This window comes from Schumannella sp. 10F1B-5-1 (genome assembly GCF_006517535.1).
Classification (GTDB): Bacteria; Actinomycetota; Actinomycetes; order Actinomycetales; family Microbacteriaceae; genus Schumannella.
In genome coordinates, this window is sequence record NZ_VHQH01000040.1 from 173,261 (window position 1) to 198,489 (window position 25,229).

Sequence of the window (25,229 nt, forward strand, 5' to 3'; positions counted from 1 at the left end):
GAGGTCGGTCGAGGTCGAGCAGGTCGAGCGGGCGGCGCGGTCGACGTCCTGGTCGGGTTCTCGACCTCAGAGCCTCCCGGCGCCCGCCGCGACGAGCGCGATCACCAGCACGAGCGCCACGCCCATCACGAGCCGGAACGCCGCGCGCCCCGGCAGCGTCAGCGCGAAGGGCGCCGCGACCAGGGCGATCGCGATCGCCACGATGACGGCCGGATGCGCGCCGGCGCCCAGCAGCGCGGCCCCCGTCGCGACCAGCAGCACGGCGCAGCCGACCCGGCTGCCGCGCCGACCGAGCCGCTGGGGGAGCCCGCGCACCCCCGCCGCCCGATCGTGGTCGAGGTCGGGCAGCACGTTCGCCAAATGCGCCGCCGCGCCGAGCAGCGCCGCCGCGAGTCCGGCCCACCAGGCGGCGAGCCGCGGCTCGGCGAGCGCGCCGGTCGCGATCGTCGGCAGAGCGGCGAAGCCGGCGAGATAGCAGAGCAGGGACGCCGGGGTCGCCTTGAGCAGCAGGTCGTAGGCCCAGCCCGCGACGAGCAGCACGCCGGCGGCGAGGAGCGTGAGCGGCGACACGAGCGCCGCCAGGGCGAGGGATGCCGCAGCCAGCACCAGCGCGACGATCAGCGCCGTGCGGCGGCCGACGGCGCCGGCCGCGATCGGCTTGTCGCGGCGGCCGGCGGCACGGTCGCGGGGCGCATCCACGACGTCGTTGGCGATGCCGATCGACAGCTGGTTCGCGAGCACGGTCGCCGCCACGAGACCGACATCGAGCGGTGCCGCTCCGGCGGCCGCCGCGAGTCCTGCCGCCACCGCGGTGACCACGACGGTCGGGCCCGGATGGCTCGACCGCAGCAGCGCGAGCGGGGCGGCGGCGGGCATGCGGTCAGCGTAGGCGGCGCGGTCGATCTCGCGGCGCGAGCGGCGCGCGCGACACAGCCGGCACTCGGCCCGCGCCGGGCGCGGCTTCACCTGTCGCTCAGCCCCGCGCGACTACTCTGAATCCCGATGACGATCGACGCTCCCAGCACCGCCGAACTGGCGGACGCCCTGCCCGGGCGCTGGACGCTCCGCGCGACCAACTTCCCGATGTGGCTCAAGCCCGAGAACCGCGATCCGGTGTTCGAGTACGAGCTCATCGCGAGCGACCCGCTGCGGCTGCGCGACACCGTGCACTACCGCGACGAGCGCAAGGGCGTGCCCCGCACGATCCTCGGCACCGATCGCCAGCGCGGCGAGGGCTTCGTGTGGCGTGGGCGCGGCGTTCTCGGCCTGCTCAGCAGCCGCTGGCAGGTCACCGGCATCGACGGCGACATCATCGCCCTGCGCTTCGAGCGCTCGGCCGTCACGCCGGCGGGCGTCGACCTGCTCGTGCGCGAGGGCGTCGAGATCGACGAGCTGCGCAGCCAGGTCGCGGCCGACCTCGACAAGCTCGGCATCACGGTCGAGGAGTTCGCGAGCCTCAGCTGGCTCGACCACATCCCCGCCTGATCACCGGGCGCGTCCGCGCCGGCGATCTCAGCCGCCGTCGACCGCCGTCAGCTCGAGCTGATCAGCCGGCCGGCCCAGATGCTCGACGTAGCCACGCGCGGCACGCTCGAGCGCGGCGCGCTTCGAGCTCGGGATGCTCGTCAGCACGCTGACCGCCACGCGCACGCGCCGCGCAGTCGCCGTGCGCTTCCACGTGGCGACGACCCGGCCGTCGATCACCACGGTCGGCAGGAACATCCCGTTGCGCCCGGGCACGACCGCCTCGAGAGGCAGCTCGTGCAGGGTCGCGGTGCGATCGGTGTAGCCGAGCAGCAGCTCGTCGAATCCCGGCAGCAGTCGCAGCGTGGATGCGGCCGGCTCGAGCCCGACGCGGGCGAGCAGCCGACGCTCGCCGATCGCGATCTCCTCGAGCTCGACCGACTCGGGGTGCTCCCGCGCGGCGGCGATTCCGCGGCGCGCGTCGCCGAGGGGGATGCCCGCCCACCAGGCGAGGTCGCGCTCGTCGGCGGGGCCGTGGCCCGCGAGATAGAGCTCGGCCAATCGAGCGAGAGCGGTGTCGCGGTCGAGCGGGTCGGCGGCCGGCAGCACGTCGTCGGCGCACGCGAACTCGCTCGGGCCGGTCAGCACGATCGCGACCCGGTGAGCGAGCGCGCCGATGAGGTGCGCGCCGCGCTGGCCGTCGATCGGAACGCCGCCCGCGACGAACGCGGCCAGGAGGTCGGCGCGGTCGAGGCGCCCGCCGCCCTCCAGCTCGGCCCGCGCGATCTCGGCGGCGCGGGCGAACTGCGCCTCGTCGAGCCCGAGGTCGCGATGCCGCGCCGCCGCCGACCGATGCTGGCGCTCACCCGTGAGGGCGAGCATCCATCTCAGGTCGGCCGGCCGCAGCAGGTGCAGCGTTCCGCGCATCGGCCAGCTGCGCACCAGGTCGCCGGCTTCGTGCGCCGCGCGCACCTCGTCGGCCGTGAGGCCCGTGCGCACGCCGATCGACCAGAGCGCGCCGGGCAGGTCCTGCGCTTGCATCGCGAGCAGGTCTCCTACGGCGGCGGATGCGGTGGCCGGCCGCGGTGAGCCGAGGCCGAGCGCGGTCTCCCGCAACTGCGCGATGCGGCGCCGATCGCTCGTGAGGCTCATGCCGTCAGTATGGCCGCGGCCTCCGACGGCGGGGGAGCAGGGGGCATGGCCACCATCCGAGCGTGATGCGAAGCACGGCGCGGCCTCCATCCCCCGGGCCGCCGGTTGGGGGGATGGGCGGATTCGCCGGCGTGCGGGTGGAATCGTGAGCGCGACGGGTCGCGGCCTCCATCCCCCGGGCCGCCGGTTGGGGGGATGGGCGGCCCGAGGGTGGAGTCCTACCCCTCGCGGAGCGGAGCTCCGACGAGGACGTCCTGGTCTTCGTGCGCTCCCTGCGCGCTCGCGGCGCACGGGGAGCCGGGATGCACGAAGCACTGCACGGCTGATCCTCTCGGGGGAAGGAGCAGCAACCGGATCGAGATCCGGCGCCTGCGTCCGCCGATGGGGGGATCGACGGAACCGCACCATGACACCGTGCGCATCGCATCCCCGTCAAGGAGGACAGACGGGTCTACCGGCCCGCGGTCAGGCCTCTCGCATGAGCGCCTCAGGCGGGCGCGCCGCGGCGCCCGGCGTCAGCGGGCGACGATGAGGCGCAGGCCGACGTCGAACACGGCCTTCGACCGGAACTCGCCCCAGGTGCGCTCCCACTCGCCCGAGGCGAGATCGGCCGTGAGGGTGTCGGTGTAGCGCTGGGCGACCTCGGGTTCGACGAAGGTCCACGCCGACATCGCGCGGCGGATCTCGGGGTCGAGGGTACGCTCGGGGCGCGCGTAGAAGGCCTGGCCGAAGCCGTCGATGCAGTCGCTGGGCACCGGCACGATGTCGGCCGTGGTGCTGGGGCCGAGGGCCGCGACGATGCGGTCGATGCCCGGCATGCGCGCGGCCTCGACCGCGAACAGCTCGGGCACGTAGTGCGGCATCCACCAGTCCTCGGGCACCTCGGGCGTGAAGGTGAGCAGCACGACCGGGCCGCGGGCCACGCGACGCAGCTCGGCGAGGCCGGCCTCGAGGTCGGGCCACTGGTGGATGGTGACGGTCGCCATGGCCGCGTCGAAGCTGTCGTCGTCGAACGGGAGGTGGTCGGCGGTGCCGTCGATCGCGGGGGAGCGGTCGGCCGGGCGCTCGGCGCGCATGGACGCCGAGGGCTCGACGGCGGTGACGTAGCGGTCGCGGGGTTCGTACGAGCCGGCGCCGGCGCCGACGTCGATGACGGTGCGCGCGTCGCCGAGCGCCTCCCAGATCACCGCCTCGATGCGCGGGTCGGGCTGGCGGATCGTGGCGTAGCCCGCGCCGATGACGCCGTAGTCGGCGTCGCCGGCGGAGCCGTCGGAGAAACGGGGCACGGCCTCACCGTAGCGGGCGCGCCCGTGAACGACGCCTGTATGACGCGGCATCGGATCCGGGACCGCGCCCCGCCGGCATCCGGGGTCTCAGCGCAGGATGCCGAGTTCGCTCAGCTGATCGCTGAGACCGGCGCCGTCGGGGGAGTAGATCCACTGCGCGGCGGTGCCGCGCTCCTCGGCGGCGCTGCGGCCGCCCGCGAGCACCGCCTCGCCGGGGGTGAGCTGGCGGATCGCGATCGCGGCGACCGACTCGGGGTGCTCGCGCGCGAACTCGGCATAGAGCTCCTCGTCGTGCTGGCCGTCGTCGCCGACGAGCAGCCAGCGCACGTTCGGGAACTCCTCGGCGAGCCGGCGCAGGCTGCCGCGCTTGTGCGCCTGCCCGCTGCGGAACCAGCGGTCGTGCGTCGGCCCCCAGTCGGTGAGCAGCAGCGCGCCCTTCGGGTAGAGGTTGCGGCCGAGGAAGCGCGTCAGCGTCGGCGCGACGTTCCAGGCGCCCGTGGACAGGTAGATGACGGGCGCGCCGGGATGCTGCTTCGTGAGCCGCTCGTAGAGCACCGACATCCCGGGAACCGGCCGCCGGGCGTGCTCGTTGAGCACGAAGGTGTTCCAGGCGGCGAGGAAGGGGCGCGGCAGCGCCGTGACCATGACGGTGTCGTCGACGTCGCTGACGATGCCGAAGCGCGCCGAGGAGTCGATGATCGCGACGGTCGCCTCGATCGGCTGGTCGCCCTCGGCGGCGATGCCGATCGTCGTGCGCCCGGGCGGCAGATCGACGGGGATGCGGTCGTCGACGACGCCGCCGCGATCGGCCGTGAGCGTGTGGGTGCGTCCGCCCGCCGTGACCGTGACGACGGCGTGCGAGAGCGGGATCGAGGTGAAGCTGCGCCAGCCGCGCGCGCCCTGCACGAGGTCGCCGCGCGGGCTGTCGGGCTTCGCGAGCACGACGCGGGCGAGCACGCGCACCCAGCCGTCGCCGCCGTAGCCGGCGAAGGGGATCACGCGCGGCACGAGGCCGCGGCGGCGGCCCCAGCGCTCGCGGAACGCGTGGAACGCGTCTTCTGCCCTCGCCGCGAGGTGTGGAACGCGGCGAGCACCCCCGGACTGGAGTGGCGATTCGGGCATATTCCCAGTGTGTCACGGGGTGGAAGTCGAGCTTTCGCCGCACATCAGTGGCTACACTGACGGCGATTCAGCTTAGGAGTTCCGAGTAATCATCTCGGCTTGAGGAGTTCCGATGTCCCAGACCACTGCCGCGGCGCGCAGCACCGCCACCCTGATCCGCAACGAGCCGGTGCAGGCTCGCAGCACCGCGCGCCTGGCCGCGCTGCTCGACGCCGCCGCCGAGGTCATCGACGAGATCGGCTACGAGCGCCTCACCACCGCCATGGTGGCCGAGCGCGCGGGCGCCTCGATCGGCACCGTCTACCGCTACTTCCCTGACCGCATCGCCGTGCTGCAGAGCCTCGCCGCCCGCAATTTCGAGCGCGTCGTCGAGCGCATCAGGACCGCGATCGACGGCTCGGCCGACTCGATCTCGGCGATCGACGCGATCTTCGACACGATGGTGGATGCGGTGCGCACCGAGCCCGGCTTCGCCTCGCTGCGCGTGGGCGACGTGATCGACCTGCGCCCCGCCGAGGGCGAGCCCGTCAACTCGGTGGTGGCCGACCAGATCGTCGACGCCCTCGCCGCCCGCTTCGAGAACGTCGTCGTCGACGAGCGCATGCGCCTCGCCGTGCAGACCGGATACGAGGTCACCGACGCGCTCGTCGCGCGGGCCTTCATCGCCGACCCGGCCGGCGACGCGACCCTGATCGAGCGCGCGCGCGAGCTGCTGCACGCGATCGTCGAGCCGCCGCGCCACTGATCCTCGCGCCCGTCTCGGGCGAACCTCCTCGCGAACGCGCGGGTGCTCAGGCACCTGCGCGTTCGCTGTGTGCGGGGTCTCTCGCGCATCCTGCCCGTGTCGGTGGTCGTCACTAGTGTTTGACTTCAAGTCGGGTCCGCCGCGTCGGCGGGGCCGATGACCATCACCGAGAGCACCACCGCGAGCCCCGCGACGCGAGGAGACACCCGATGATCGAGTTCCGCGACGTCGTGAAGCAGTTCCCGGATGGCACGGTCGCCGTCGACGGCTTCTCGTTGCAGATCCCCGCGCGCGAGATCACCGTCCTGGTGGGCTCGAGCGGCTCGGGCAAGACGACGCTCATGCGCATGATCAACCGCATGGTCGACCCGACCTCGGGCGTGATCGAGATCGATGGGCAGGATGTCGCGACGATCGAGCCGGTGAAGCTGCGTCGCAGCATCGGCTACGTCATGCAGAACTCGGGCCTGCTGCCGCACCGCAAGGTCGTCGACAACATCGCCACCGTGCCGCTGCTGAACGGCGTGCCCAAGCGCGAGGCGCGCGAGCGGGCGCTCGCCCTCATGGACACGGTGGGCCTCGACCGGCACATGGCCGAGCGCTACCCCTCGCAGCTCTCGGGCGGGCAGCAGCAGCGCGTCGGCGTCGCGCGCGGCCTCGCCGTCGACCCGAACATCCTGCTCATGGACGAGCCCTTCGGCGCGGTCGACCCGATCGTGCGCGACGAGCTGCAGCAGGAGGTGCTGCGCCTGCAGCGCGAGCTGGGCAAGACGATCGTGTTCGTCACCCACGACATCGACGAGGCGTTCCTGCTGGGCGACCGGGTCGTCATCCTCGAGCCGGGCGGCCGCATCGTGCAGGTGGGCGCGCCCGAGCAGATCCTGGCGAACCCGGCGAACGACTTCGTGCGCACCTTCGTCGGCGCCGACCGCGGCAAGCGCCGCCTCAGCGTGCGCGAGGTCGAGGGGCGCCGCATCGTGGTCGACGCCGACGGGCACCCGGCCGGCGTGCTCGACGAGAGCGCCGGCGCGAACGCGGGCGTCGGCGGCGCCGGGGCGGGCGGCTCATGACCTGGGTCCTCGAGAACCTCGGGCTCATCGGATCGCTGAGCCTCGAGCACCTGCGCCTCAGCGTGCTGCCGATCGTGGTCGGCTTCGTGCTGGCGATCCCGCTGGGCTGGCTGGCCTGGCGCTACAAGCTGACCCGCGGCCTCATCCTGACCGTCACCGGGCTGCTCTACACGATCCCGTCGCTCGCGCTCTTCGCGCTGCTGCCGCCGCTGATCGGCACGAGCTTCCTCAGCGAGTCGAACGTCACGATCGCGCTCACGATCTACGCCGTGGCGATCATGGCCCGCGCCGCCGCCGACGCCTTCGGCTCGGTGGATGCGGGGGTGCGCCAGTCGGCCACGGCGATGGGCTACTCGCCCTGGCGTCGCTTCTGGGGCGTCGAGTTCCCGCTCGCCGGACCCGTGCTGCTCGCGGGCCTGCGGGTCGTCGCGGTCAGCACGATCGCGCTGGTCACGGTCGGTGCGCTGCTCGGCATCGACAGCCTCGGCTACCTGTTCACGAACGGGTTCCAGCGCCGCATCGTCGAGGAGATCCTCGCCGGCGTGGTCATGACGATGGTCGTCGCGCTCGTGATCGACGGCCTGCTCGTGCTGCTCGGGCGGGCGCTCATGCCGTGGACCCGGGGGCATCCGACGAAGGTCTCGCGACGCTCGCCGGTGCCGAACGCGGTGTCGACCGGCATCAGCCCTGACGGAGGCGGCTCATGAACCTCTTCGGCGAGGCCTTCGGCTGGATCCTCGACCCCGCCAACTGGCAGGGCTCGAGCTCGATCGGCGGCGCGATCCTGCTGCACCTCTACTACACCTTCGTGTCGGTGCTCGTGGCGTCGGCCATCGCGATCCCGGTCGGCTACCTGATCGGGCACACCGGCAGAGGACGCGAGGTGGCGGTGGCCATCTCGGGCGCGGCGCGCGCGCTGCCGTCGTTCGGTCTCATCCTGCTGCTCGTGCTGGTGCTCGGCGTGACCCGCACGGCGGTCGGCGCCTTCATCGCCTTCGTGATCCTCGGCATCCCGTCGATCCTCGCCGGCGCGTACTCGGGACTGCAGGCGATCGATCGACGCACCGTGGATGCGGCCCGCGCGGTGGGCATGAGCGAGTGGCAGATCCTGACCAAGGTCGAGATCCCGCTCGGGCTGCCGCTGCTCGTCGGAGGCCTGCGCAGCGCGGTGCTGCAGATCGTCGCGACCGTCGCTCTCGCCGGCTACGTCAACCTCGGCGGGCTCGGCTTCTTCATCGTGCAGGGCATCCCGCTGCGCGACTACTCCCAGATCCTCGGCGGCGCGATCCTCATCATCGTGCTCGCCTTCCTGCTCGACGCCGTCTTCGGCCTGCTCGCGAACGCGGTGCGGCCGAAGGGGCTCGACACGCGCAAGACCCGCTCCCGGGCATCCCGCCCGGCCGCGGCGGTGGACACCCCCACCACCTGAATCACCGATAGGAATCGACATGTTCACAGCACGGAAGAAGGGCCGGCTGACCGCTCTGGCGGCGGTCGCGGTCGGGGCGGCATTGGCCCTGGCAGGGTGCGGTTCGAGCGATCCGCTCTCTTCGGGATCGGGCGGCGACTCCGACGAGATCGTCATCGGATCGCAGGCCTACTACTCGAACGAGATCATCGCCGAGATCTACGCCCAGGCCCTCGAGGCCGACGGCCAGAAGGTGAAGCGCCAGTTCAACATCGGCCAGCGCGACGCCTACATGCCCTCGCTCGAGAGCGGCGAGCTCGACCTGTTCCCCGAGTACACCGGCAACCTGCTGCAGTACTACGACAAGGACGCGACCGAGACGAAGCCCGACGAGGTCTTCGCCGCGCTGCAGAAGGCGCTGCCGAAGAATCTCGAGGCGCTGCAGTACTCGCCCGCGACCGACCAGGACTCCTACAACGTGACCGCCGACTACGCGAAGGCGAACAACCTGACGAGCATCGCCGACCTCGCGAACGTGAGCGACGTGAAGCTGGGCGGCGCGCCCGAGCTCGAGAAGCGCCCCTACGGTCCCGAGGGCCTCAAGTCGGTCTACAACGTGACCGTCTCCTTCCAGCCGACCGGTGACACGACGGTCGACGCGCTCGTCGCCGGCACGGTCGACGTGGCCGACATCTACAGCGCCGACCCGTCGATCAAGTCGAAGAACCTCGTGACGCTGGAGGACCCGGACGGGCTCTTCCTGTCGTCGAACGTGGTGCCGATCGTCAACGCCGACAAGGCCGACGCGATCAAGAAGGTCATCGACCCGATCAGCGCGAAGCTGACCGCCGAGGGCCTGGTGGCGCTCAACGTCGAGAGCGTCGACGACAAGAAGTCGTCGGCCGACATCGCCAAGAAGTGGCTGACCGACAACGGCTTCCTGAAGTAGCCGCTGCCGCATCCCGTCGAACGGCCGTGCCCCACCCGGGGTGCGGCCGTTCCGCGTTCGCGGCGGCGCGAGCCCCCGTGGCGGCGGGCGTCCGCTCAGTCGCCGAGGTGGCGGCGCTCGGCCCGCTCGATCAGCTTCTTGATGACCGCGACGGCGATCACGAACACGACGATCACGCCGACGAAGAGGTAGCCGGCCCAGTGCAGCTGCGCCGAGAGCTGACGGTAGCTGCCGGCGGCGAGCCAGCCGACCGTGACGTAGGCGCCGGCCCACAGCACGCAGGCGGGGGCCGTCCACGACAGGAAGCGGCGGTAGGTCATCTCGCTCATGCCGACCGTGACGGGCACGAGCGAGTGCAGCACGGGCAGGAACCGCGACAGGAACACAGCCGGGCCGCCACGGCGCTCGAGGTAGCGTTCGGCCCGCATCCAGTTGCGCTCGCCGACGCGACGCCCGAGCCGCGAGTGACGCAGCCGCGGACCGAACAGCCGCCCGAGCAGGAAGCCCACGCTCTCGCCGCCGAGCGAGCCGACGATGACCGCGACGAGCAGTGCGAGGTACTCGACGGTGTTCCCGGTCGCCGTGCCCGAGACGAGCACGATCGAGTCGCCGGGCACGATGAGCCCGATCAGGATCGACGTCTCGCAGAAGATCGCGACCGCCGACAGCAGGATGCGCAGCACCGGGTCGACCGACTGCACCAGGTCGAGGATCCAGCTGAGGGGATCGCCCGATCCGGCGGCCGCGGCGACGGCGAGCTGCGCGAGCATCAGCGCTCGGCTCCGGCCTCGGTGGGCTCGGCGTCGGCGTCGGCGTCGGTGGGCTCGGCGTCGCGATCGAGCACGGGCGCGGGCGGCAGCGGGCGGCGCAGCGCGTCGAGGCGCGCCTGCCACTCGGCGCGGCGCCCCGGCAGCTCGGCGGGCGCGGGGCCGTCGATCCACTCGGTCACGATGCGCACCCCGTGCACCGCGTTGACGGCCCAGATCTCGAGGCCGTCGAGCTCGCTCGGCGTCGCGCGCTCGTGCAGCACGTCGAGGCCCAGCGCGGTCGCCAGGGCGAGGATGCTGCGCAGCGTCACGCTGTCGACGCGCGCGATGTCGTCCTCGGGCACGCAGAGCATGTCGCCGCGCCACCACAGCAGGCAGGTCGTCGAGCCCTCGGCGACCGCACCGTCGGCTTCGAGCACGACGGCCTCGTCGGCGCCGAGACCCTGCGCGGCCGCGCGCAGAGCGGTCATCGCGGCGAGGTCGGGGCCCTTCACGCGCGGCTGCGTGCGCGGGTCGCGCGCCGCGGTGACGAGGCGGACGCTCGAGCGCAGCTCGGGGGCCGGCCGCAGGCGGAAGCGCAGCTCCGGGGCGCGCTCGCTGCCCTCGGCGGGCCCCACGAGCTCGACGCGCGGGAACCACGAGCCCTCGCGGGGGATCAGCGCGAGCGCCGCATCCCAGAAGTCGTCGAGGTCGGCCGCGTCGACCAGCGGATCCGGCACGACCGTGAGCACCGCGTCGACATCGGCGGTGCCGGCGTCGATCGCGCTCGCCGCGGCGACCGCATCAGCGAAGCGCGAACGGTGCAGACCGAGGCCGCGCACGCGCCCGTCGACGACAAGCCAGGAGTCGGCGGCGAGCACCCGGCTCGGCACCACGTCGCAGTCGTCGGCCGGGGCGAGCGGGCCGCGCTGCCAGCGGTACGTCGTGGTCATGGGTTCACCGTAGGGGAGCAGATCGGGAGCGCGTCGGGAGCGGGGCGGGAGTCGGGGTGGGCGGCGGCGGGGGGCCGCGGCGAGCCGCACGCGCCCGGTCGTCCGGCCCTCGCCTCCCTAGGATCACGGTATGCGCGACCGACTCCTGCGGCATCCGCTCGGAGACGGATTCGATCCCGAGCGGGTCGCCGCCCTCGTGCTCGGCGAGCGGCTGCCGATCGCGGAGCGGCCGGACGGGGTCTGGCTCGACAGCGGCGCCGACGGACCGGCCTGGATCGCCGCGGGGGAGCGGGTCGAGCTCGACGCCGGCGCGCCGGTGCTGCCTCAGCTGGCGGCCGAGCTGGCGGCGATGCGGGAGCGGCACGGCGTCGGCCTCGACCGCGGCGAGATCAGCCGCGCGGAGGACCCGGACGACGAGCCCGCGTCGAGCGCGTCGAGCTCGCGCCCCGATGCCGCATCGCGCACCCCGCTCGGCCTGATCGGGTGGCTCGGCTACGAGCTGCGCGGCGAGACCACGGGCGCCGCCGTGCCGCACGCCGACCCCGCCGCGGGGGTGCCGGCCGGTTTCCTCCGTGTCGACCGCGCCGTGGCCGTGCATCCCGACGGCACGGCCGAGCTGCTGGCGCTCGGCGCCGCCTGGACGCCCGAGCTCGCGCGCTGGCGCGATGCGCTCGCGGGCGAGCTGATCGCGGATCGGGCGGCCGCGCATCCACTGCCCGGCCCTGTCTGGCCGACGCCGGCGACCGCCGTGCGTGCGACCTCCGACGCCGACTACCTCGCCCAGGTGCGCGCCTGCCAGGCGGCGATCCGCGACGGCGAGGCCTATCAGCTGTGCCTGACGACCGAGGTGCGGGTGGATGCGCGCCCCGACCCGATCGAGCTGCACCGCCGCGTGCGCGCGGCGAGTCCGACGCACCACGGGGCCCTGCTGCGCGTCGGCGGCACGACGCTCGTGAGCGCCTCGCCCGAGCGCTTCCTCGACGTGACGCCCGACGGCGTCGTGTCGACGAGCCCGATCAAGGGAACGCGCCCGCGCTCCGCCGACCCGGCCGACGACGCGCGGCTCGCGGCCGAGCTGCTGGCGAGCGACAAGGAGCGCGCCGAGAACCTGATGATCGTCGACCTCATGCGCAACGACCTCACGCGCATCGGCGAGCCCGGCTCGGTCGAGGTGACCGCGCTGCTCGAGGTCGAGAGCTATGCGCAGGTGCACCAGCTCGTCAGCACGGTGCGGGCGCGGCTGCGGCCCGGGCTGGATGCGGTCGACGCGCTCGCGAGCTGCTTCCCGGCCGGGTCGATGACCGGGGCGCCGAAGCGGCGCGCGACCGAGATCCTCGACGCGCTCGAGCAGCGCGCCCGCGGCGCCTACGCCGGCGCGTTCGGCTACCTCGGGGTCGACGGCGGCGCCGACCTGGCGATGACGATCCGCACGATCGTGATCGAGGACGCGGGCGGCGACGCGACCGATACGGACGCGGCCGACGCTGATGCGGCCGGCCGGACCGCGGTGCGCATCGGCACGGGCGGCGGCATCACGGCGCTCTCCGACCCCGACGAGGAGCTTGCCGAGACCCGGGTCAAGGCGGCGCCGCTGCTCGCCGCGCTCGGAGCGGTCGAGCAGGCCGAGCCGGCCTGAGCCGACCTGACCCGAGCATCCTGAGCCGACCTGGGCCGAGCATCCCGGGCCCGACCGATCGAGGGGCCCGACCGCCTCCCGCACCCGCCCCTGCCGGGGAAGCGCAGGAGCGTGCGGGGCGTTGACTACTCTGTAAGGCGGATGCCCAGGCCCTCGTGTGCCGCTCTCGCATCCGACACCCCACCGAATGAGAGCTCCGTGACCCAGCACGACCGCGCGACCCAGCCCGACGAGAACGAGTACGACTTCGCCCGCATCGAGGCCACCTGGCTTCCGGTGTGGGAGGAGCAGCGCCCGTTCCGCACGGACGACCCCGACGACAAGCGTCCGCGCAAGTACGTGCTCGACATGTTCCCCTACCCCTCGGGCGACCTGCACATGGGTCACGCCGAGGCGTACACCTTCGGCGACGTCATCGCGCGCTACTGGCGTCAGCAGGGATTCCGCGTTCTGCACCCGATCGGCTGGGACAGCTTCGGCCTGCCCGCCGAGGGCGCCGCGATCAAGCGCGGCATCGACCCGCGCGAGTGGACCTACGCCAACATCGAGCAGCAGAAGCAGTCGATGAAGCGGCTGGGCGCCAGCTTCGACTGGGACCGCGTGCTGCACACGAGCGACCCCGAGTACTACAAGTGGAACCAGTGGCTGTTCCTGAAGATGTTCGAGAAGGGCCTCGCCTACCGCAAGGCCAGCTGGGTCAACTGGTGCCCCTTCGACCAGACCGTGCTGGCGAACGAGCAGGTCGTCGACGGCCGCTGCGAGCGCTGCGACAACCTGGTCACCAAGAAGCAGCTGACGCAGTGGTACCTCAAGATCACCGACTACGCCGACCGCCTGCTCGACGACCTGAACCAGCTCGAGGGCTCGTGGCCGTCGAAGGTGCTGGCCATGCAGCGCAACTGGATCGGCCGCTCGCGCGGCGCCGAGGTCGACTTCGTCGTCGAGGGCCGTGACGCCAAGGTCACCGTCTTCACCACGCGCCCCGACACCCTGTTCGGCGCGACCTTCATGGTCATCGCGCCCGACGGCGACCTGGCGGCCGAGCTGGCCGCCGGCGCCGACGCCGAGACCCGGATGCGCTTCCAGGACTACCTGGAGCGGACGCAGCGCACGAGCGAGATCGACCGCCAGGATGCGACGCGCGAGAAGACCGGCGTGCCGCTGGGCCGCTACGCCATCAACCCGGTGAACGGCGAGCGCATCCCGATCTGGGCCGCCGACTACGTGCTGGCCGACTACGGCCACGGCGCCGTCATGGCCGTGCCCGCCCACGACCAGCGCGACCTCGACTTCGCGATCACGTTCGGCCTGCCGGTGCGCGTGGTCGTCGACACGAACGCGCCCGTCACGGGCGCCATCCCGGTCATCACCGAGGAGATGCTCGAGTCGGGCGACATCCCGCAGCTCGATCCCGCGTCGACCGGGACGGCGCTGTCGGGCGACGGCCGGATGATCAACTCGGGCCCGCTCGACGGTCTGAGCAAGACCAACGCGATCGGGCGCATGATCCAGCTGCTCGAGGATGCGGGGACCGGCCGCGCGGCCAAGACCTACCGCCTGCGCGACTGGCTGATCTCGCGCCAGCGCTTCTGGGGAACGCCGATCCCGATCATCCACGGCGCCGACGGCGAGCTGATCCCGGTTCCGCAGGAGCAGCTGCCGGTGAAGCTGCCGTCGACCGAGGGACTCGACCTGCAGCCGAAGGGCACCTCGCCGCTCGGCGCGGCCGAGGACTGGGTCAACGTGCCCGACCCGCGCGACGGCTCGCCCGCGCGCCGCGACCCCGACACGATGGACACCTTCGTCGATTCGTCGTGGTACCCGCTGCGCTTCCTGTCGCCCAACGACGACACGCAGGCCTTCGACCCGGCCGAGGCCGAGAAGTGGGCGCCCGTCGACCAGTACGTCGGCGGCGTGACCCACGCGATCCTGCACCTGCTCTATGCGCGCTTCATCACGAAGGTGCTGTTCGACCTGGGCTACATCTCGTTCACCGAGCCGTTCAGCGCGCTGCTGAACCAGGGCATGGTGATCATGGAGGGCTCGGCGATGTCGAAGAGCCGCGGCAACATCGTGCGCCTCTCGGAGCAGCTCGACCAGTACGGCAGCGACGCGATCCGCCTCACGATGGCGTTCGCCGGCCCGCCGGAGGACGACATCGACTGGGCCGACGTGTCGCCGACCGGCTCGGCGAAGTTCCTGGCCCGCGCCTGGCGCCTGTCGGGCGAGGTCACGAGCGCGCCCGAGGTCGAGTGGAAGGGCGGGGATGCGACGCTGCGTCGCGCCACGCACCGCCTGCTGTCCGACGCGCCCGGCCTGGTCGAGGCGTTCAAGTTCAACGTCGTCGTCGCGCGCCTCATGGAGCTCGTCAACGTCATCCGCAAGACGATCGACAACGGCCCGGGCGCCGGCGACCCCGCCGTGCGCGAGGCGACCGAGGTCGTCGCCGTGCTGCTCAGCCTCTTCGCGCCCTACACGGCCGAGGACATGTGGCACCGCCTCGGCTACGAGAAGACGGTCGCCTTCGCCGGTCTGCGCAAGGCGGACCCCGACCTGCTGGTCGAGGAGTCGGTGACCGCGGTCGTGCAGGTTGACGGCAAGGTGCGCGACCGCCTCGAGGTGGCGCCCACGATCTCGACCGACGACCTCGAGAAGCTGGCCCGCGACTCGGCCGCCGTGCAGCGCTCGGTGGGCGACCGCGAGATCGTCAACGTGGTCGTGCGCGCGCCGCGCGTGGTGTCGATCGCGACGAAGCCGCAGAGCTAGGGGAGCTCGGAGCTTTCTCGGCGCGCCGTTTCCCGGTTCGCTTGCTTCGACTCTCCTCCCCAGACGCGACGGCCGTCGCCCGGTTCACAGATCGGGCGGCGGCCGTCTCGCATGCTCGTCGCGCTTCCTAGCGTGTCGGCATGAGCCCGGCCCTCGACCCGCGCCCGCGCAGCGCCCGCGTGCGGCTCGGGATCGGGGCCGGGCTCGTGCTGCTCCTGCTCGCGGGCGGCGTGGCGGCCGCCGCGGCGGCCTTGACTCCGGGCGGGGCGACCGTCGAGCTCGCGGCCAGCGGGGCGCCGGGCGAGGAGGCGTCGAGTTCTGCGGGTTCATCGGATGCGGGCTCCGCGGGCGGATCCGGCGCCGGCGACGGCAGTGAGGTGGATGCGGCGGGCTCTGACACCGGGACGGCCGAGCTCTACGTGCACGTGACCGGGCAGGTCGCGCATCCCGGCCTGTATCGCGTAGCCCCGGATTCGCGCGTGATCGACGTCGTCGGCGCCGCAGGCGGACTCACGCCCGAGGCGGATGCCGCCGCGATCAACCTGGCGCGCCGGGTCGACGACGGCGAGCAGCTGCACGTGCCCGCCGTCGGGGAGGCGCCCGCCGCCGGCGGGAGCGCGGGAGGCGCGAGCGCCGGCGGCGGATCGACGGGCGGCTCGGGCGGCGTCGCGGCCGGTGGCATCGTGAACCTCAACTCGGCCGATCAGGCGCAGCTCGAGACCCTGCCGCGCATCGGCCCGGCGCTGGCGCAGCGCATCCTCGACTGGCGTGAGCAGAACGGCCGCTTCGCGTCGGTCGACGACCTGCGCGAGGTGAGCGGCATCGGCGAGAAGACCTTCGCGCAGCTCGAGCCGCTGGTGACCGTGTGAGCGCGCCGACGCTGCGCGACTCCGCGACCGTTGCAGCCCGAGGGCGTTCGGGCTCGAGCGTGAGCGCCGGCGGGATGCTGGCCGAGGCGGGGCGCGTGCGCCGTGGCGACCTGCGTCTGCCGGTCATCGCCGGTGGCGCGTGGCTCGTGGCGATCGTCGCGACCGGGCTCGGCGCGGACGGCGCTGTCGTGCTGGCGGGCGTGCTCGCGGTCGGAGCGGCGGCGGCGCTCGCCGCGGCCGTGGTCGCGGCCGTGCTTGCGTCACGACGCGAGCGGGCCGCTGACGTCGCCGCCGGCTCGCTGGGCACTGCGCGACGCACCTCGCTGCCCGCACGACGGTTCGTCGGCGGTCTCGCCTCGGCCGCGCTCGTCCTCGCCGCGGTCACGCTCGGCGCCGGCGCGCTCGCCGCGACCACGGCGTCGCTGGCCGAGCGGCATCGACTGCCCCCGCAACTCGCCGTCATCGCCGACTCCGAGTCCACCGCGCGGTGGACGCTCGAGACCAGCGGAGCCGTGAGCGAGGGGCGCGTCGCCGTGCAGGTGCGGTCGGTCGAGCAGCGGGATGCGCGCATCCACCTCGACACGACGGCGGTGCTGTTCGCCCGCGACCTCGACGCCGTGCCGCGCGGAACCCCGCTCGCGGTGACCGCCCGTGCGACCTCGACCGAGCCCGGCGACGACGCGGCGGTGCTGCTGTTCGCGCGGGGCTCGCCCGAGGTGCTCGGAGCGCCGGCAGGCGGCGACGAGCTGCTCGACGGCCTGCGGGCGGGCTTCCGCGAGTCCGCGGCGCGGATGCCGGGCGACGGCGGCCGCCTGCTGCCCGGGCTGGCGATCGGCGACACGGCCGAGCTCGATCCGGGGCTCGACGAGGCGATGAAGGTCGCGTCGCTCACCCACCTGACGGCGGTCTCGGGGGCGAACTGCGCGGTCGTCGTCGCGCTCGTGTTCGGGCTCCTCGGGCTCCTTGGGGCCTCGCGGCTGCTGCGCGTGATCGGGTCGGGCATCGCGCTGCTCGGCTTCGTCGCGCTCGTCACGCCCGAGCCGAGCGTCGTGCGCGCGGCGGTCATGGCCGGCATCGTGCTGCTCAGTCTCGCGCTGGGGCGTCCCGTGCGCGGGCTGCCGGTGCTCGGCGCCGCCGTGCTGCTGCTCGTCGTCGCGCAGCCCGCACTCGCCCGCAGCTACGGCTTCGTGCTCTCGGTTCTCGCCACCGCCGGACTGCTCGTGCTGGCCCCGCCGCTCGCGCGACGGCTGGCCCGGTGGATGCCGCGCTCGCTGGCGCTCGCCGTCGCGGTGCCGCTCGCGGCGCAGCTGCTCTGCCAGCCGGTGCTGATCCTGCTGCAGCCCGAGCTGCCGCTGTACGGCGTGCCCGCCAACCTGCTCACCGAGCCGGCCGCGCCGATCGCGACGGTGCTGGGGCTGATCGCCTGCCTCGTCCTGCCCTTCGCGCCGCCGCTCGGCGACCTGCTCTGCGCGCTCGCCTGGGTGCCGTCGGCCTGGATCGCCGCGATCGCGCGCTTCGCCGCGAGCCTGCCCGCCGCGAGCCTGCCGTGGCTTCCGGGAACGATCGGCGCGATCGCCGTGGCCGTGGCGATCGTCGTCGTGCTGGTCGCCGTGCTCGGCCGCGGGCGGCTGCGCTCGGCCGCCGCGGGTCTCGCCGTGCTGGCGCTCGTGCTCGCGACGGCGGGCGTCGGCGGCGCGGCGCTCGCCGCGCGGGCCGGACGCCCGGCCGACTGGAGCGTCGCGCTCTGCGACGTCGGCCAGGGCGACGCGACCGTGCTTCGCAGCGCCGGCTCCGTCGCGCTCGTCGACACCGGACCCGACCCCGAGCTGCTCGACCACTGCCTCGCCGATCTCGGCGTCGATCGGCTGCAGCTGCTCGTGCTGACCCACTACGACCTCGACCACGTCGGCGGCGCGGATGCGGTGATCGGCCGGGTCGACCGCGTGCTGGTCGGGCCGTCCGACGGCGCTGACGCCGACCGGCTCGACGCCCGCCTCAGGGACGCCGGCGCCGAGGTGGATCAGGTCGAACGCGGGGAGCGCGGGGGGCTCGGCGACCTTGCCTGGGAGGTGCTCTGGCCGCCCGAGCGCGGGGTCGAGCCGGGCAACGGCGCGAGCGTCACACTGTCGGTGCGCCCGGTCGACGGGGCGGCGGGACTCAGCGCGCTGCTGCTCGGCGACCTCGGCGAGGTGGCGCAGGCGCGCATGAGCGGTGTCGCGCATCCCGGCCGATACGACGTGGTCAAGGTCGCGCACCACGGCTCGGCCGACCAGGACCCCGACGTCTACGCCCGCATCCGGGCGCGCGTCGGCCTGATCGGCGTCGGCGAGAACGACTACGGGCATCCGACGTCCGAGCTGCTCGGCACGCTCGCCGACGCCGGGACGCTGCCCCTGCGCAGCGATCAGACCGGCCTCGTGCTGCTCGCCGGCTCGGGCGACCACCTGCGCGTCTGGACCCAGCGCGCCCCGCCCGACGACTGAGGGCGAGCTGCGGGCCTGATCAGCGGAACGTGATGCGCAGCTCGTGACGGCGGCGCTCGCCGGAGGCGAGGACGGGTGCGCCGGCGTGGGGAACGTCGCGGTCCGGGCCGAAGAGGGGCGCGTTCGCCGGCTCGATGCCCAGAGCCCAGCGTCCGCGGGTCGGCAGCACCCACTGGAACAGCCGGGGGAGCGTCGCGGCGCTCCAGGCCACGTCGATCTCGCGCACGGCGGTGCCGTCAGCGCGAGCGTCATCAGCGCCCGGTCGCCCGTGCACCTCCGGGGCCGCGAGCACATCCGGGGCCGCGAGCACCCGCGCGTGCGCGAAGCCCTCGTCGTCGGCCTCGACCTCATGATGCTCGAACACCGCCTCGGTCAGCGCGTCGACCGGATCGGGCAGCGTCGACCAGTCCGGCACCTCGGGATGCGGGTCCCGCGCGACAGCACGCGACGCCGCCACGTCGATCCGCGTGCCGGGCAGCACCGCCGGCGCCCCGACATTCACGTGGTAGAGCAGGCTCACCGGCGTCGCGACCGGGCCGAGGTTCTCGACCTCGTCGACCAGCTCGACGCGGTGCTCCGGTCGTCCGTCGGCCCCGACGGCGCTGCTCACGGTGAGAGTGCGATGCACCCGCAGCGACGCGCCGAACACGGCGGCGTCGTCGATCTCGGCGCGCAGGCGGGCCCAGACCCGTCCGCCGTCGGCAGCCGCATCCACGCCGCGCTCGATGCCGAGAACGCGGGCGGGGCGCTGGCCGAGGTCGCCGTGCAGGCCCTGGCCGTCGCGGGCGGGGCCGATGTTGCGCAGTCCGCAGGTCGCGATCAGTCCGCCCGTGAAGCGATCGAGCCACGCGCCGCCGCCGGGCACCGGAAGCGGTCGCGCGTCGGCGACCGGGGAGATCCACGACAGGGGCGCACCGCCGAGGCGCACATCGCCGACGTCGAAACCTCGATCAGGCAGCACCTCGAGGTCGAGGCCGTCGAGCAGCTTCACGCCGATCACGCGGGCTGGGTCCGCCGATCCGGGCAGCCCGAGCCGCTCGGTCACGGCGACGGCCGCGCGGTCGTGCGCGAGCAGTCCGGCATCGAGCAGCCGGCGGGCTCGAGTCACGGCCGGCGGCTCTCCAGCACGCGAGTTCACGGCTTCGGCGGCCGCGCCGCGAGCACCCGTCCCGACCCCGAGAGCCGCGCGACGCCGGCCGCGGCCGGCACGAGCGTCGTCGACCCGGCCGGCAGCGCGAGCGCGCCGGTCTCGGTCGTGAGCGTCAGCTCGCCCTCCAGCGCGATCAGCACGCTGAATCCCGACTCGAGCTCGGCGCCGTTGCCGAATCGCTCGAGTCGGAAATAGTCGGCGGCGTCGGCCGCGAGACTCGATGTCGCATCGTGGTCGCGCCGCACGAGGCGCGCGAGGTCGTCGGCCGTCTCGCCGGCCGTGCGCACGGCGCTCAGCGCCCGATCGAAGCCCAGCCCGAGGTGTCCGTCGGCGACGCCGTCGAGCTCGAAGCCGTGCCACTCGAGCAGGATCGACAGGTCCTCGGGCTCCTGCACCTCGGCCAGCAGGATTCCCGCGCCGATCGCGTGCAGGGTGCCCGGCGGCACGTAGACGGTGTCGTGCGGCTCGACCTCGATCGCGTTGAGCAGCTGCAGCAGCTCGGTCGTGCGCTGCGCATCCACGAGCTCGCGCAGCCGGGCCGGGTCGGCGTCGTCGCGCAGCCCGAGGTAGACGGTGCCGGGGGAGAGGATGTACCAGGCCTCGGCCTTGCCGTGCGCCTCGCCGAGGTGCGCCGCGGCGAAGTCGCCCGAGGGATGCGCATGCACGGGCAGGCGCTGACCCGCGTCGAGCAGCTTGACCAGCAGCTTCGCGTCGGCGCCCCAGCGGCTCACGTGCGCGGCGCCGAGCCAGCCCTCGGGGTCGGCCGCTATCGCGTCGGCGAGCAGCGTGCCGTCGTCGAGGCGCGTCTGCCCGACCGGGGCCGCCCCGCGCACGCTCGTGACCGAGCCGACCCAGTCCTCGGGCGTGTAGGGCTCGGCGGGCCCGTCGCCGCGGAAGCGCGCGATGCGCGCACCGCCGTCGTAGAAGCGGGCGCGCGGCTGGTTGGCCGCGAGGCGCAGGGGCGTGAGCGTCATCGTCGTCGCTTTCTGTGGAGGAGGGGACGGCGCGAGCTAGTGGATGCGCGGCACCGCGCCGCTCGACGAGTCGGGCGTGATGACCCGCACGCCGGCCTTCTCGAGGGCGGCCGCGAGCGCGGCCGGCGGCGCCTCGTCGGTGACGAGGTAGTCGGCGCGGCGCAGCTCGGCGACCTGCGCGAACAGCGTGCGGTCGAACTTGGTGGCGTCGGCGAGGATGACGACGCGCGAGGCGCGCGAGATCATCTCGCTCATCATCGAGGCCTCGGCGAGGTTGCTGGTCGAGAATCCGCCGTCGGCGGAGACGGCGCCGACCGAGACGACGGCGACGTCGCAGCGCAGGTCCATCTCGGTGTTGCCGGCGCCGAGCTGAAACGACACCGGCCCGACGGTCGCCTGGCCGCGCAGACGCACGGCGCCGCCGAAGAAGTACAGGTCGCGGCAGGCGCGGTCGCTGATCTCGGCGGGGATGCGCAGGTTGTTGGTCGCGATCGTGAGCTCGCGGTGGTCGGCGAGATGCCGCGCGAGCGCGAGCGTGGTGGTGCCGGCGTTGATCATGACGACCGAGCCGTTCTCGACCAGGGTCGCGGCGAGCGCGCCGATCTTCTCCTTGGCTGAGGTCTGCAGCTGCAGGCGGATGTCGAGCTTCTGCTCGACGGCCCGCACGGCGCTGGGGCTGACCGCGCCGCCGTGGGTGCGCACGACGAGTCCGTCGGCATCGAGCTGGTCGAGGTCGCGGCGGATGGTGTCGGCCGAGACGTTGAAGCGCGCGGCGAGGGCGGCGACCGTGACCTGCTCCACCTCGGCCACGTAGGCGGCGAGCTGGGCCTTTCGTCCGGCGGGCAGGCGGGGCTGCTCGTCGCCCGCGGCATCGGGGGTCGTGGTGGTCACGGGGCTTTTCTAGCAGACTTCTGCGGCTTTGAGACCGGGTTGTGCGATCCGATGCTGATTTCTTCCCGGATTCGTCTCATTGACGGACGGTGAACGGCGGGCTAGCATCCGAAACGCGCAGAAAAGCGCAAGCAAACGCACCAACCTGCAACGGGTGTCGGGTAACCGCACTCCTGCACCACGGAATCCCGCACCACCCACATCACCAACACCGCGAAATCCGCTTTCCGAACGGAGAAACATGAGCAACGTCGCTCGCATCCGTCGAGTCGCCGCGACCGGCATCGCCGCCGTCGCCGCCGTCTCGATGATCGCCGGCTGCTCGTCGGGCGCCCCCGCCGACAGCAACGGCAAGGTCACGATCGAACTCGCGCAGTGGTGGGAGCCCGAGCTCCCCGACGGCGCCTTCCAGGGCCTGATCGACGAGTTCGAGAAGGAGAACCCGAACATCACGGTCAAGCTCCTCTCGGGCCCCTACGCCTCGACCAAGGAGCAGCTGTTCGCCGGCTCGGCTGCGGGCACGATGTCCGACGTCGTCGGCCTCGACGGCGCCTGGGTCAGCGACTTCGCCAAGCAGGGCTCGCTCGCCGACCTGACGCAGCTCTTCAAGGACTACGACTACGACGACAGCAAGCTGGCCAGCCAGGTCAAGATCGACGGCTCGACCTACATGATCCCCGTCGTCAACTTCGTCTACCCGATGTTCAGCAACGACGACCTGCTCGCGCAGGCCGGCGTCAGCACGCCGCCGACCACGCGCACCGAGTTCGCGGATGCGGCCAAGGCCGTCTCCGACCTCGGCGGCGACACCTCGGGCTGGGTGCTGCCCCTCTCGAGCGAGGCGCCCAACGGCATCCAGAACGACGTCATGTCGTGGGTCTGGGCCTCGGGCGGCAGCATGCTGAAGAAGGGCAAGCCCGACGTGACCAACAAGGACGTCACGAGCGCGGTCGAGTTCATCAAGGGCATGTGGGATGACGGCTCGATCGCCCCGGGATCCTTCACCCAGAAGGAGCAGGACAAGGTCGAGGAGTTCACGAATGGCCGCGTCGGCCTGATGATCGACTCGCTCGCGCACATCAACCTGATCCGTCAGAACAACCCCGACCTGAAGTTCAGCATCTCGGCCCTGCCCGCGGTCGACGGCTACGACGGCCCGCGCGGCATCCCCTACGCCTCGTGGGGTATCGGGGTCTCCGAGAGCTCGAAGCACAAGGAGGAGGCCTTCAAGCTCGTCGAGTTCCTGATGAGCAAGAAGACGAACTCCGAGCTCTCGACGCTCGCGAACGCCTTCCCCGGCAACACGGACTCGACGCCCGACTTCTCGGACTCCGACCCGCTGTTCGAGCAGGCCTTCGAGATCTACAAGGCCGGCACCCCGGCGAACGAGTTCGTCGGACTCCCCGTCTCGGAGGACCTGATGCGCCAGTTCGACGAGCAGTTCCAGAAGCTGCTGTCGGGCGATCAGAACGTCAAGACGACGCTCGAGTCCACGCAGAAGAGCTGGGAGCAGGAGTTCTAGGAACTCCGCACCCCTGACTCGAACGGTCGCGCCGCGGCGGCTCATCACGCCGCGGCGCGACCCCACCCGCCGACGTCGGTCGACGCTCGTCGACCCCGTCGCATCCCCGTCCACTCGAAAGGTCGCGCCACCCATGACCTCCGCCCCTCCGATCGCCGCCGCGGCGACCGAGCGCGTCACCCGCACCGCCGGGTCGGCCCCGCGCCCGCCCCGGCGCCGCGGGTTCAGCTCCTCGGGCCTCCGCCGGCTCGAGCCCTACGCCTTCATCTCGCCCACGGCGATCCTCATGATCGTGCTCATGCTCATCCCCATCGGGATGGTCATCGGCTACTCGTTCATGAACAACGTGATCACCAACCACAACCCGAAGTTCGTCGGCGTCGACAACTACGTGGACGTGCTCACCGACCCGCGGTTCCACACCGCCCTCGGCAACACCCTGATCTTCACGCTCACGAGCGTCGCCGCCCACCTCGTGCTCGGCCTCGTCTTCGCGATGCTGCTCAACACCCCGCTGCTGTCGAACGCCTCGAAGGCCGTCTTCCGCACCATCTACTTCCTGCCGTGGCTGTTCACCGTCGCGATCGTCGCGGTGCTGTGGCGCCTGCTGCTCAACCCGAACGGCGTCATCAACTACGTGCTCGTCACGCTGGGCCTCAGCGACAAGGGCGTCGAGTTCCTCGCCGACCCGTCGCTCGCGCTCGCCGCGGTCACGTTCATCAACATCTGGGCCGGCTACCCGTTCTTCATGGTCAGCCTGCTCGCCGGTCTGCAGGGCATCCCGCGCGACCTCTACGAGGCCGCGACCGTCGACGGCGCCAGCCGCTGGCAGCAGTTCTGGAGCGTCACGATCCCGCAGCTGCGCCCGATCATCATCAGCATGTGCCTGCTCGACCTCATCTGGACGTCGCAGCAGTTCGCCCTGATCTGGATGACGACCGGCGGCGGCCCCATCAACGTCACCGAGATGCTGAGCACCTTCACCTACAAGCTCGCGTTCAGCCGCTACGAGTTCTCGATGGCCTCGACGAGCGCCGTGATCGTGCTCGCGCTGTCGATGATCCTGGCCGTGTTCTACGTGCGCCACCAGCGAGCGAGGGACTGAGAGATGACCACCACCGCACCCCGCGCATCCCGCGCCGCCCGCAGCACGGTCGTGAGCCGTCGCCGCGCCGAGAGCCACGCCCCGAGCGAGTACGCCGGCTCACCCGTGCGCCGCCGCATCGAGAAGGTCGGCGTCATCATCGCCCTCTGCCTCGGCGCCGTCTTCGCCGGCTTCCCGGTTCTGTGGATGCTGTCGAGCTCGTTCAAGAAGAACCCCGAGATCTTCGCCTCGCCGCCGTCGTTCATCACGGCCGGGTTCAGCTTCGACGCCTACGTGCGCATCCTGACCGACCCCGAGAAGGTGCGCTTCTTCATCAACAGCTACGCGGTGTCGCTCGCGGTCACGATCGCGACGCTGATCGTCGCGATCCTGGCGGCCTACGCCTTCAGCCGCTACGAGTTCCCGTTCAAGAAGCCGCTCAATGTGGTCATCGTCAGCGTGCAGGCGGTGCCGCCGATCACGCTGCTGATCCCGTACTTCGGCCTCATGGTCACGCTCGGGCTCTACAACACCTACGCGGGGCTGATCCTCACCTACATGGTGTTCACGCTGCCCTACGCGATCATCATGATGACGGGCTACTTCAACACCCTGCCCAAGGAGCTCGACGAGGCCGCGAAGGTCGACGGCTCCTCCAGCTTCGGCGCGCTGTGGCGCATCCTGGTGCCGATCTCGATCCCGGGCATCGTCTCGGTCGGCATCTACACCTTCATGATCGCGTGGAACGAGTACCTCTTCGCGCTCACCCTCACCCGCACGAACGACATGCGCACGGTGCCCATCGGCATCCAGCTGCTCATGGGTCAGCACTCGTACGAGTGGAACGAGATGATGGCGATGAGCATCCTGGGGTCCATCCCCGTGCTCCTGCTGTTCCTCTTCTTCCAGCGCTTCTTCATCGGCGGCCTCACGGCCGGATCCGTCAAGAGCTGACCAGC

Annotated in this window: 22 protein-coding genes; 13 read left to right on the top strand and 9 right to left on the bottom strand. The window is 72.4% G+C overall.

Annotated features, from left to right (window positions below; translation table 11 throughout):
* Positions 1-66 precede the first annotated feature (66 nt).
* Positions 67-876 (bottom strand): UbiA family prenyltransferase, encoded by an 810-nt coding sequence (locus tag FJ658_RS14325; RefSeq protein WP_141146065.1) that lies wholly within the window; start codon positions 874-876, stop codon positions 67-69.
* Positions 877-1,002: 126 nt separating this feature from the next.
* On the opposite strand from FJ658_RS14325, the gene FJ658_RS14330 reads away from it, so the two are divergent.
* The gene (locus tag FJ658_RS14330; RefSeq protein ID WP_141146066.1) at positions 1,003-1,485 is read left to right on the top strand and encodes a hypothetical protein; all 483 of its coding nucleotides are present in this window, start codon (positions 1,003-1,005) and stop codon (positions 1,483-1,485) included.
* A gap of 27 nt (positions 1,486-1,512) precedes the next feature.
* Here FJ658_RS14330 and FJ658_RS14335 read toward each other — a convergent pair whose 3' ends face one another.
* From FJ658_RS14335 to FJ658_RS14345, 3 genes are all read right to left on the bottom strand, one after another.
* A complete protein-coding gene (locus FJ658_RS14335; RefSeq protein ID WP_181408464.1) occupies positions 1,513-2,616 on the bottom strand; it encodes a winged helix DNA-binding domain-containing protein in 1,104 nt (367 codons plus the stop codon).
* A gap of 515 nt (positions 2,617-3,131) precedes the next feature.
* Positions 3,132-3,902, bottom strand: a complete 771-nt coding sequence (locus FJ658_RS14340) for a class I SAM-dependent methyltransferase (RefSeq protein WP_255447752.1) — start codon at positions 3,900-3,902, stop codon at positions 3,132-3,134.
* 87 nt (positions 3,903-3,989) lie between these two features.
* On the bottom strand, positions 3,990-5,024 hold the full coding sequence (locus FJ658_RS14345) for an App1 family protein (RefSeq protein ID WP_141146069.1): 1,035 nt from the start codon (positions 5,022-5,024) through the stop codon (positions 3,990-3,992).
* A gap of 112 nt (positions 5,025-5,136) precedes the next feature.
* Here FJ658_RS14345 and FJ658_RS14350 point away from each other — a divergent pair, with 112 nt between their 5' ends.
* The 5 genes from FJ658_RS14350 to FJ658_RS14370 all read left to right on the top strand — a co-directional run bounded on the left by FJ658_RS14350 (position 5,137) and on the right by FJ658_RS14370 (position 9,196).
* Positions 5,137-5,769: a TetR/AcrR family transcriptional regulator gene (locus FJ658_RS14350; RefSeq protein WP_141146070.1), complete on the top strand. Its 633-nt coding sequence runs from the start codon at positions 5,137-5,139 to the stop codon at positions 5,767-5,769.
* A gap of 209 nt (positions 5,770-5,978) precedes the next feature.
* Positions 5,979-6,839, top strand: coding sequence for an ABC transporter ATP-binding protein (locus FJ658_RS14355; RefSeq protein WP_141146071.1), 861 nt, complete (start codon positions 5,979-5,981; stop codon positions 6,837-6,839).
* On the top strand, positions 6,836-7,546 hold the full coding sequence (locus FJ658_RS14360) for an ABC transporter permease (protein WP_141146072.1): 711 nt from the start codon (positions 6,836-6,838) through the stop codon (positions 7,544-7,546). The genes FJ658_RS14355 and FJ658_RS14360 overlap by 4 nt, the downstream gene beginning before the upstream one ends.
* Positions 7,543-8,268: an ABC transporter permease gene (locus tag FJ658_RS14365; RefSeq protein WP_141146073.1), complete on the top strand. Its 726-nt coding sequence runs from the start codon at positions 7,543-7,545 to the stop codon at positions 8,266-8,268. The genes FJ658_RS14360 and FJ658_RS14365 overlap by 4 nt, the downstream gene beginning before the upstream one ends.
* Positions 8,269-8,287: 19 nt before the next feature.
* A complete protein-coding gene (locus FJ658_RS14370; protein WP_141146074.1) occupies positions 8,288-9,196 on the top strand; it encodes an ABC transporter substrate-binding protein in 909 nt (302 codons plus the stop codon).
* A gap of 95 nt (positions 9,197-9,291) precedes the next feature.
* Here FJ658_RS14370 and FJ658_RS14375 read toward each other — a convergent pair whose 3' ends face one another.
* The gene (locus FJ658_RS14375) at positions 9,292-9,966 is read right to left on the bottom strand and encodes a DedA family protein (protein WP_141146075.1); all 675 of its coding nucleotides are present in this window, start codon (positions 9,964-9,966) and stop codon (positions 9,292-9,294) included.
* The gene (locus tag FJ658_RS14380) at positions 9,966-10,895 is read right to left on the bottom strand and encodes an aminotransferase class IV (protein WP_141146076.1); all 930 of its coding nucleotides are present in this window, start codon (positions 10,893-10,895) and stop codon (positions 9,966-9,968) included. The genes FJ658_RS14375 and FJ658_RS14380 overlap by 1 nt, the downstream gene beginning before the upstream one ends.
* A gap of 130 nt (positions 10,896-11,025) precedes the next feature.
* On the opposite strand from FJ658_RS14380, the gene FJ658_RS14385 reads away from it, so the two are divergent.
* The 4 genes from FJ658_RS14385 (at position 11,026) to FJ658_RS14400 (ending at position 18,649) form a co-directional block, all read left to right on the top strand.
* A complete protein-coding gene (locus tag FJ658_RS14385) occupies positions 11,026-12,531 on the top strand; it encodes an anthranilate synthase component I family protein (RefSeq protein WP_255447753.1) in 1,506 nt (501 codons plus the stop codon).
* Between the two features lie 141 nt (positions 12,532-12,672).
* The gene (gene leuS, locus FJ658_RS14390; protein ID WP_141146077.1) at positions 12,673-15,297 is read left to right on the top strand and encodes a leucine--tRNA ligase; all 2,625 of its coding nucleotides are present in this window, start codon (positions 12,673-12,675) and stop codon (positions 15,295-15,297) included.
* 140 nt (positions 15,298-15,437) lie between these two features.
* Positions 15,438-16,166 (top strand): ComEA family DNA-binding protein, encoded by a 729-nt coding sequence (locus FJ658_RS14395; RefSeq protein WP_141146078.1) that lies wholly within the window; start codon positions 15,438-15,440, stop codon positions 16,164-16,166.
* A 59-nt stretch (positions 16,167-16,225) separates the two neighbouring features.
* A complete protein-coding gene (locus FJ658_RS14400) occupies positions 16,226-18,649 on the top strand; it encodes a ComEC/Rec2 family competence protein (protein ID WP_141146079.1) in 2,424 nt (807 codons plus the stop codon).
* 19 nt (positions 18,650-18,668) lie between these two features.
* Here the strand turns inward: FJ658_RS14400 and FJ658_RS14405 are convergent, their stop codons facing one another.
* The 3 genes from FJ658_RS14405 to FJ658_RS14415 are packed head-to-tail and all read right to left on the bottom strand — an operon-like array spanning position 18,669 to position 21,664.
* Positions 18,669-19,757: a DUF4432 family protein gene (locus tag FJ658_RS14405; protein ID WP_181408465.1), complete on the bottom strand. Its 1,089-nt coding sequence runs from the start codon at positions 19,755-19,757 to the stop codon at positions 18,669-18,671.
* A 26-nt stretch (positions 19,758-19,783) separates the two neighbouring features.
* Positions 19,784-20,773 carry a class I mannose-6-phosphate isomerase gene (locus tag FJ658_RS14410; RefSeq protein WP_141146081.1) on the bottom strand — a complete coding sequence of 330 codons (990 nt, stop codon included), beginning with the start codon at positions 20,771-20,773 and terminating at the stop codon, positions 19,784-19,786.
* A gap of 36 nt (positions 20,774-20,809) precedes the next feature.
* Complete coding sequence (locus FJ658_RS14415) at positions 20,810-21,664, bottom strand: DeoR/GlpR family DNA-binding transcription regulator (protein ID WP_141146082.1); 855 nt, start codon at positions 21,662-21,664, stop codon at positions 20,810-20,812.
* 241 nt (positions 21,665-21,905) lie between these two features.
* On the opposite strand from FJ658_RS14415, the gene FJ658_RS14420 reads away from it, so the two are divergent.
* The 3 genes from FJ658_RS14420 (at position 21,906) to FJ658_RS14430 (ending at position 25,224) form a co-directional block, all read left to right on the top strand.
* Positions 21,906-23,186 (top strand): sugar ABC transporter substrate-binding protein, encoded by a 1,281-nt coding sequence (locus FJ658_RS14420; RefSeq protein WP_141146083.1) that lies wholly within the window; start codon positions 21,906-21,908, stop codon positions 23,184-23,186.
* Between the two features lie 133 nt (positions 23,187-23,319).
* Positions 23,320-24,291 (top strand): carbohydrate ABC transporter permease, encoded by a 972-nt coding sequence (locus tag FJ658_RS14425; protein ID WP_141146084.1) that lies wholly within the window; start codon positions 23,320-23,322, stop codon positions 24,289-24,291.
* A gap of 3 nt (positions 24,292-24,294) precedes the next feature.
* On the top strand, positions 24,295-25,224 hold the full coding sequence (locus FJ658_RS14430; protein ID WP_141146085.1) for a carbohydrate ABC transporter permease: 930 nt from the start codon (positions 24,295-24,297) through the stop codon (positions 25,222-25,224).
* Positions 25,225-25,229 lie beyond the last annotated feature (5 nt).